The sequence below is a fragment of the Prevotella conceptionensis 9403948 genome (assembly GCF_000312305.1).
Lineage (GTDB): Bacteria > Bacteroidota > Bacteroidia > Bacteroidales > Bacteroidaceae > Prevotella > Prevotella conceptionensis.
The window spans coordinates 1-8,152 of record NZ_HE999453.1 but is presented as its reverse complement, the minus strand read 5'-3'; the positions used below and the strand labels follow the sequence as shown (position 1 = coordinate 8,152).

Annotated in this window: 6 protein-coding genes and 1 pseudogene; 5 read left to right on the top strand and 2 right to left on the bottom strand. The window is 44.3% G+C overall.

The annotated features are described in order from the left end of the window. The 4 genes and pseudogenes from BN93_RS13735 to BN93_RS13720 all read left to right on the top strand — a co-directional run. A pseudogene (locus BN93_RS13735) lies at positions 1-500 on the top strand (transketolase C-terminal domain-containing protein); the annotation flags it as partial. After that, positions 497-1,840, top strand: a complete 1,344-nt coding sequence (trkA, locus tag BN93_RS13730) for a Trk system potassium transporter TrkA (RefSeq protein WP_019188893.1) — start codon at positions 497-499, stop codon at positions 1,838-1,840. The pseudogene BN93_RS13735 and the gene trkA, both read left to right, overlap by 4 nt. Before the next feature lie 206 nt (positions 1,841-2,046). Beyond that, positions 2,047-3,504 (top strand): TrkH family potassium uptake protein, encoded by a 1,458-nt coding sequence (locus tag BN93_RS13725; RefSeq protein ID WP_019188892.1) that lies wholly within the window; start codon positions 2,047-2,049, stop codon positions 3,502-3,504. 413 nt (positions 3,505-3,917) lie between these two features. Beyond that, positions 3,918-4,880, top strand: a complete 963-nt coding sequence (locus BN93_RS13720; RefSeq protein WP_019188891.1) for a type I phosphomannose isomerase catalytic subunit — start codon at positions 3,918-3,920, stop codon at positions 4,878-4,880. Positions 4,881-6,021: 1,141 nt separating this feature from the next. Here the strand turns inward: BN93_RS13720 and BN93_RS13710 are convergent. After that, the gene (locus BN93_RS13710) at positions 6,022-6,402 is read right to left on the bottom strand and encodes a hypothetical protein (RefSeq protein WP_232211193.1); all 381 of its coding nucleotides are present in this window, start codon (positions 6,400-6,402) and stop codon (positions 6,022-6,024) included. A gap of 81 nt (positions 6,403-6,483) precedes the next feature. Further along, positions 6,484-7,002 (bottom strand): hypothetical protein, encoded by a 519-nt coding sequence (locus BN93_RS13705; RefSeq protein WP_019188887.1) that lies wholly within the window; start codon positions 7,000-7,002, stop codon positions 6,484-6,486. A gap of 551 nt (positions 7,003-7,553) precedes the next feature. Here BN93_RS13705 and BN93_RS17770 point away from each other — a divergent pair. Next, positions 7,554-7,760, top strand: a complete 207-nt coding sequence (locus tag BN93_RS17770) for a hypothetical protein (protein ID WP_157462886.1) — start codon at positions 7,554-7,556, stop codon at positions 7,758-7,760. Positions 7,761-8,152 lie beyond the last annotated feature (392 nt).

Sequence of the window (8,152 nt, the reverse complement as noted above, 5' to 3'; positions counted from 1 at the left end):
CTGCGCAACCTGATGTACACGGCCCAATTACCGAACAAGGGAACGTTCGTTTACGCTATCCGCGCGGCAATGGCGTATGCCCCGACTGGCGTTCGCCCTTCGAAGAGATAACCGTTGGCACGGGCCGATGCCTTAGAGCGGGTACGGATGTGGCCGTAATAACGCTCGGTCCGATTGGGAACGATGTGGCTGAACTACTCGACGAGATGCAGGGAACAAAGCAAGTGGCCCACTACGACCTGCGCTTTGTAAAGCCATTAGACGAAAACTTGCTGCAAGACATTGGCAGCAAGTTCAACAAGATTATAACCATTGAAGACGGTGTACGTAATGGCGGCATGGGTTCGGCCGTGATGGAATGGATGGCCGACCACGGTTTCCGCCCCCAAATAGTGCGCATGGGCTTGCCCGATGCCTTCGTAGAACATGGCTCGGTGGCACAACTACGCAAACTGGTAGGCCTTGACGCCGACTCAATAAGAAAGGAGATAGAAGCATGAAAATCGTTATAGCCGGTGCTTGCGACATAGGAATTTACCTGGCTACACTGCTATCGCACAGCCACGAGAACATCACGCTCATCGACGAAGACGAAGAACGACTAGGCAGGATGGATGCCGAGGCCGACCTGATGATGCTGCAAGCATCGCCCAGTAGCATAAAAACGCTTAAAGAGGCGAATGCTGGCGACGCAGACTTGTTTATCGCCGTAACCACCGACCAACACTTGAACCTCAATATCTGCATGATTGCCAAGGCACTGGGGGCCAAAAAGACGGTGGCCAAGATAGACGACGTGGAACTGACTGAACCAGGAGTGGCCGAACTTTTCGAGCGTTTGGGCGTTAGTTCGCTCATCGTTCCCGAAACGTTGGCGGCTACCGACATCATCAACGGACTGAAAATGTCGTGGGTGCGCCAACGTTGGGACGTGCACAATGGCGCGCTTGTGATGTTGGGCATCAAGTTGCGCGAGGGCTGCGAAATACTTAACCAACCCCTAAAACAACTCTGTGGCCCCGACGACCCTTACCATGTGGTGGCCATTAAGCGCGGTTACGAAACCGTCATACCAGGCGGTAACGACGAATTGAAACTATACGACCTGGCCTACTTCATGACAACGCGCCAATATATTCCCTACATCCGCAAGATTGTAGGCAAAGAACACTACGTAGACGTTAAGAACGTGTTCTTCATGGGCGGAGGAAACACCTGCGTGATGGCGGTGAAAAACATCCCCAGCTACATGGAGGCCAAGATAATAGAGAAAGACGAAGAACGCTGTGAGGAACTAAACGACCTGCTTGAAGAAGACAAGGCACTGGTGATACACGGCGACGGACGCGACATACAGCTGCTGAACGAAGAGGGTATCATGAACACACAAGCTTTCGTGGCACTAACAAGCAACACCGAAACCAACATCCTGGCATGCCTTACGGCTAAACGATTGGGCGTGCGCAAAACCGTGGCTATGGTAGAAAACATGGACTATGTGAGCATGGCCGATAGTCTTGACATCGGTACCATCGTAAATAAGAAAGACATTGCCGCAAGCCACATCTACCAAATGATGCTCGATGCCGACGTAAGCAACGTGCGTTTTCTCACGATGGCCAATGCCGACGTGGCCGAGTTTACAGCACAACAGGGTTCGAAAGTAACGAAAAAGCGCGTGTTCGAGTTGGGCTTGCCACGGGGAGTAACCATCGGCGGACTGGTTCGCAAAGGCGTAGGCATCCTCGTTTCGGGTGGAACTCAGATTGAGGCCGGCGACAGTGTAATGGTGTTTTGCCACAACACCAACATGCAACAGCTTGGTAAGTTCTTTAATTAGCCATCGGGACACGAACCTTTAAGTTCGGGAAATGAAGATAAGCAGAACCCTTGATGTTCCATATCTTCACAACCTTCCCAGCCGATTAAACATCCAAGCTTGCATTCTCGTCAACTTTCAAACTTGTTAACTAACGAGCTGGTGAACTAGCAAACTTTTGAAGTTGCAACCTCGTAAACATGTCAACTTGTGAACTTGTCAACTGAATGATTAACTATCGCACCATATATAAAGTCATCGGTTCGTTGCTTTTCATCGAGGCAGCGCTGATGTTGTCGTGCCTGGCGATGGCCATTTATTATGCGGAAGACGACGTAATGGTCTTCCTCGTCTCCATTATCGCCACCTTATTCTTTGGTTTCGTGTTCCGTTTCATGGGTCGCAACTCCGACAACACGATGGGTCGCCGCGATGCCTGCCTAGTGGTGAGCCTCTCGTGGGCCATATTCAGTGCCATCGGCACCATGCCTTTCATGATAGGCGGCTACCTACACAGTTTCACCGATGCCTATTTCGAAACCATGTCGGGTTTCACAACCACAGGCGCAACCATCATCGACGATGTCGAGGCCCTACCGCACGGCATCATATTTTGGCGCTCACTAACACAATGGATTGGCGGATTGGGCATCGTGTTCTTTACCATCGCCCTGCTGCCATCGCTCGTTGGCGGTTCGGTAAAGGTTTTTTCGGCCGAAGCCACAGGCCCGATAAAAAGCAAGCTACACCCCAAACTAAGCACAAGCGCCAAGGCCATCTGGGCTGTTTACCTCACCATTTCCATCGCTTGCACCCTTTGTTACAAGTTCTTGGGCATGGGCTGGTTCGACAGTGTGAACTATTCAATGACCTCCTTGGCCACGGGAGGGTTCTCAACCCACAATTCCAGCGTAGAGTTTTTCCACTCGCCTACCATCGAATACGCCGTAACCTTCTTCTGTTTCATCTCGGGTGTGAACTTCACCCTACTCTATTTCACGGCCACGAAGTTAAAGATACGCCAGCTTTTCCGCAACTCCGAGTTCAAGCTCTACCTTTGGTTGGTACTGGGTTTCACGGCTTTCATCATGGTTGAACTAATCATACGCAACCACTACGAGTTGGAAAAAGCCTTCCGCGCGGCCATCTTCCAAGTGGTATCGTTCATCACCACCACAGGACTTTTCAGTGACGATGCCGCCCGTTGGCCACACGTAACATGGGTGGTATTGGCCATGTGCATGTTCATAGGTGCTTGTTCGGGCAGTACTAGCGGCGGTTTCAAGTGCATTCGCGGCGTGATGTTGCTCAAAGTAATACGCAACGAGTTCAAGCAACTGCTTCACCCCAACGCCGTTTTGCCGTTGAAGATAGACGGAGTAAACGTCTCTACCCAAAAGCGCGTAACGCTATTGGCCTTCCTCACCGTAACATTGGTGATGTGTTTGTTCTGTGCTTTCTCCATGATTGCAGCCGGAATAGACAACACCAACGCCATAACCATCACGCTAAGTGCGCTAAGCAACGTTGGACCAACGTTGGGAATAGAGATTGGCCCAACCATGTCGTGGGCACAACTGCCCGACTTTGCCAAGTGGCTGTGTTCAGTATTGATGCTCATGGGACGTTTGGAGATATTCACCGTATTGGTTATCTTCACCCCCGCATTTTGGAACGACAGATAGTTTTGAGGAGTTAAGCAGTTATGAAGTTAAGGAGTTAAGCCAATACTCCTGCCGCTCATGTGCCAACACAATATGAAGAATGAATATGGTTTATGGCTAAACCTTAACAACATAAAGCCACATCTGACCCAAAACAAAGGGTAATGGCATGCACTTAACTCTATAACTCATCGACTTACAAAACTCTATAACTCACAAATTCAAACATAAACTCACAGAAATAAAGGGCAAAGGATACAAAGGAGAAAGGAACAAAGGAGAAAGAAACAAAGGAGAAAGAAACAAGGATATTGGCTTAACTCCATAAATAACAAAGGAGAAAGAAACAAAGGTACTGGCTTAACTCCTTAACTCCATAACTCCTTAACCCTTCTATCCCTAAGGCTCATAAACTAAAAAACTCATAAACTCACATGCAACCATTAAAGTTTAAACCACTTTTAAAGCAAACCATTTGGGGCGGAAACAAAATCGTTCCATTCAAACATCTCGACTCAAACCTGCAAAACGTGGGCGAAAGTTGGGAAATATCTGGCGTGCCAGGCGACGAGACCATCGTGGCCAATGGCGAGTATGCAGGCAAAAGCCTTAACGACGTGTTGAAAGAACTGCAAGGAAAGTTGGTGGGCGAAAAGAACTATGCACGCTTTGGAAACGAGTTTCCACTGCTCATCAAGTTCATCGATGCCAACGACGACCTATCTATTCAGGTGCACCCCACCGACGAATTAGCACAGAAACACGGTAAGAGTCGTGGAAAAACAGAGATGTGGTACTTGATGGAGTCAGACCCCAAGGCCTATCTCAACTGTGGAATGAAAACCGCCATCACACCTCAACAATACAAGGAGATGGTGGCCAACAACACCATCTGCGATGCCATCAGCAACTACAACGTAAAGCGCGGCGACAGTTTCTTCATCCCCGCAGGTCGTATTCACAGCATCGGCAAGGGCTGTTTCATCCTCGAAATACAGCAAACATCCGACGTAACCTACCGCATCTACGACTTCAACCGCAAGGATAAGGATGGGAACACACGCGAATTGCATACCGAAGAGGCTGCCGAATGTATCAACTACACGGTGGAAGAGAACTATCGCACAAACTATGTGCCTGCAAAGAACGTGGGCGTGAACCTCGCCACCTGTCCTTTCTTCACCACTAACCTCTACGATTTGGACCAACCGATGACCATCGACCTATCGCAACTCGACAGTTTCGTTATCCTTATCTGCACTGGCGGTAAAGGAACAGTTACCGACAACGAGGGAAACACCGTGGAAATGCAGACGGGCGACTCGATACTTGTCCCGGCTACCACACAGCACGTAAAGGTGGAAGGCGTTATCGAGTTGGTACAAACTTACGTTTAAGGCTGGTTCTAGAAATTACCCCCACTGCATTTTTAGGCTTTATCTGCGCTGTTTTCTCTTACTTCTTGATGGGCGATAGTGAACTATGCCCCTAAAAGAATAAGGAAAAGATGGCAGATGAGGCCTAAAAGACTGTGGAGAGCAAACGTAAAAAGAAGAAAAGACATGAACGTGGAATTTATAGAACATGCCTTAAACCCAAATCAGTCGTTAGAGCTTGTACGGATTTTGTTTGATTGTTGAGCATATTGCCTGTCGTATTCTTGAAGGCGTAGCGGGCTACGTCGAGAGAATAAGACAGGCCAAATGCCGACAAGCAAACGAAAGATGGACAGGAAGCGATGGAAACAACCTTCATAAATACACCGATAGACACCATTTTCTCCATACGCTTGTTATTGATACCATGTTAGTGAATTTGATTTTTCTTTTCTCAGAATTCATTTCTTTCCGTGTGTTATTAGAAACACCTGATTATCTGGTTTTCTGCTAATAATAATTCTATTGATTAGACGCTTGAATTGATTGGACAACTCATATAGTTTCCCTCTGTATAAAGCGAAGAAGGCACTAAAGTACAAATCCTCGGTTTGGTTGTCATCATACAGGAAGATGACTTTTCCTCGTGTGTCAGGAACTGTTTTGTATGAGGTAAATTCTTGCAATTCATTCACGGCCTGCATGAGTTCTTTGATTTTTTTGTGCCAACAATGCTAACTGTATCACAAACACCTCTTAATGGCTCCCTTATCAAAGTATGAAGGGGTGATGCTGCAAATTGTAGTCATATAAATATCTGTAAATACGATTTGTAAACTTTTTACGTCCTTAGCACAACCCATAAACATGCCACTCAGCAGCAAGGCTATTATCAGCGTTCTATTTCTTATTGACATAATGTTTTTAGTTGTAATGCAAGTTTGTATCGCAAATAAAGTATTGGGAAAGATGAAAATTAGCTTTGTCTTCGTTGCCTTAATCGGGCTTACTTTTAATGTTATACCCAAAACGAAATAGTGTTGGCTATAATATCATGAAACAAAGGATACGTGCTTTCTTAAATCAACTTTCCACAACGATGCCAGAATTATTATAAAAAGCACAATCATTCCTATCAATATTCAGGGACTAAACAAATTTATCAAGTATCAGGAATGTACACTCTAAGATACTTGCCCGTATAACAGTAATACCTATGCTTAACGATTACCGTGTTATATACATGTCTTTTATCCCCACCTTCCTTATCTATTACTACTTTCTTTCCAACATATATTTCTCTCCTTTTGATTATATAAACATAATCTCTCATCAAACTATCCTTTTCCACTTCCGAAGACGTAAATAACAAAAGACCCTCACTTTTATAAATTCCTACATTTTGGAGCGTTCCCTTTCTATACTCTTCATACAAGAAAGGCATGTAATACTTCCCTCTCCACTTCATTCTCTCGTCAGAGTAATGATAATCAGAAGAAACAAGCCTATAACTTATCACTCGAAAGTTCTCAAGCCTTTTCATAGCAGAGCCTTTTGCACAAATAAGACTCATCAAAAGCACTAAATAATATAAGCTCATATACTAAAATATTACTATTATTACCTATCTAAAATCATCGTTATTACCATCATACTCCAACATTCTTTCAAAAATCATTCGCAGGTCTTCAACAAACTTTAACCCCAACCGTTGGTCGCATTCTAATAATTCAGGAAAAAAATGGTATTCATTTTTTCCTTGTTTTAAAATTCTTATCACATACTCATTCTTTGTTACACAACCACAGCGGCTCCAATCAGGTTTCTCTAACCTACTCAGGTTCTTTACTGTTAGATAATGCAGCAAGTTTGCTATTGCCTGGTCGTTAACTTTCCTTCTTTTCTTATGTGTTAAATCATCAACAGCCAATAACAAACTATCATTAGCATAATAATAAACACGATCATGTTCCAACGATATGGCTGTAATTGAATTAAAACACAACTCGCCATAAGTAATTCTATAAACATAGATGTTCGCATTCGCATCTATTACCCAATCCTTTCTTACATACTGCTGATAGCAAGAGGTTAGAAACACCCCCATAGCCAACATGGTAAAACAGAATTTCTTGTTAATCATTTTGTTATATTTCCTCCTTTCCCTTTCAAACTCGCTGCGCCATTGGCAGCAATCGCCGTTCCGTTCGTATTGCAAACCTAGATTGTCACTTCTCAAACGCGCGAAATATTTGACAAAGATACAAGAAAAATTAAAACCATCCTACATTTACCAGCTACAAAATGCAGTTATATTTTAAAGGTGAAATGGTGAAAAGGTGAAAAGGTGAAAAGATGGCTGCGCCTATTAACTTGTTATCTCGTTTGCTTGTCAACTCGTTGACCTGTTACCTCGTTAGCCTGTTACTTCGTTAGCCTATTGCTTCGTTAACTTGTTATCTCGTTAACTTGTTATCTCGTTAACTTGTCAACTAATATTGGTGAAAAATGGCTGTTCCTATTAACTTGTACAATCGTAAACTAGTTTTCTCGTTCATCTGCAAAATCACGTTCTTGTCTACTTGCCTACTCGTCAACCTATAAGCTCATGCTCTGTTAACTCGCCAACTTGTCAACTCGTCAACCAGCTAACTCGCCAACCATTGTAACCTTTTCAGTAAGAATTTTAACATTATGAGTGCCTTCGTAATCCACCAAACGCTCACCCGACCGCAAAAAATCGATTCTCGCGAAGGTTGGTTTTGGTGCAAGAAGGGGTTAGTCTGTGAAAGCAGCAAAATGAATTTTTATTTAAAAGCCCGTCATTTACACTCGTTTTGGGGTGATTTTCAGCAAAATGAAGTGCGTTTTGGTGCAAAACGCGGTGCAATATGCCGCTAAACGCAGTGCGTTTTGATGCAAAATGCAAGGTGAAATGGTGCTAAACGCAGTGCGTTTTGGTGCTAAATGAAAGGTGAAATGCTACTAAATGTGAGGCAAAAAGCATAAAAATACACTGCTATTGTATAAACAAAACCTTTTAGAGCCATCAAAAACATGGCCAAAAGGGGCAAAATAGCCGTTAAAAAGTAGGGTTTTAAGGGCTAAAAGTGTGTTATTGGACTTGAAAAATTACGAGCTAGCACACAAACTAGAAAGGCTAAATGGTGCAAAATGCAGGTTGTTTTCTTAAAAGAAGACAAAACGAAAGACGTGGAAGGTTAGAAATAGTGGCAATTTAGCCACTTTACAACCTATATTTTCGCTAGAACAGAGTGAAATTTAAAGTAACT

Coding starts and splice junctions, on each gene's coding strand:
- BN93_RS17770 (WP_157462886.1), top strand. CDS start 7,554: ATGAGTGCCTTCGTAATCCACCAAACGCTCACCCGACCGCAAAAAATC.
- BN93_RS13725 (WP_019188892.1), top strand. CDS start 2,047: ATGATTAACTATCGCACCATATATAAAGTCATCGGTTCGTTGCTTTTC.
- BN93_RS13710 (WP_232211193.1), bottom strand. CDS start 6,402: ATGAAAAGGCTTGAGAACTTTCGAGTGATAAGTTATAGGCTTGTTTCT.
- BN93_RS13705 (WP_019188887.1), bottom strand. CDS start 7,002: ATGATTAACAAGAAATTCTGTTTTACCATGTTGGCTATGGGGGTGTTT.
- BN93_RS13720 (WP_019188891.1), top strand. CDS start 3,918: ATGCAACCATTAAAGTTTAAACCACTTTTAAAGCAAACCATTTGGGGC.
- trkA (WP_019188893.1), top strand. CDS start 497: ATGAAAATCGTTATAGCCGGTGCTTGCGACATAGGAATTTACCTGGCT.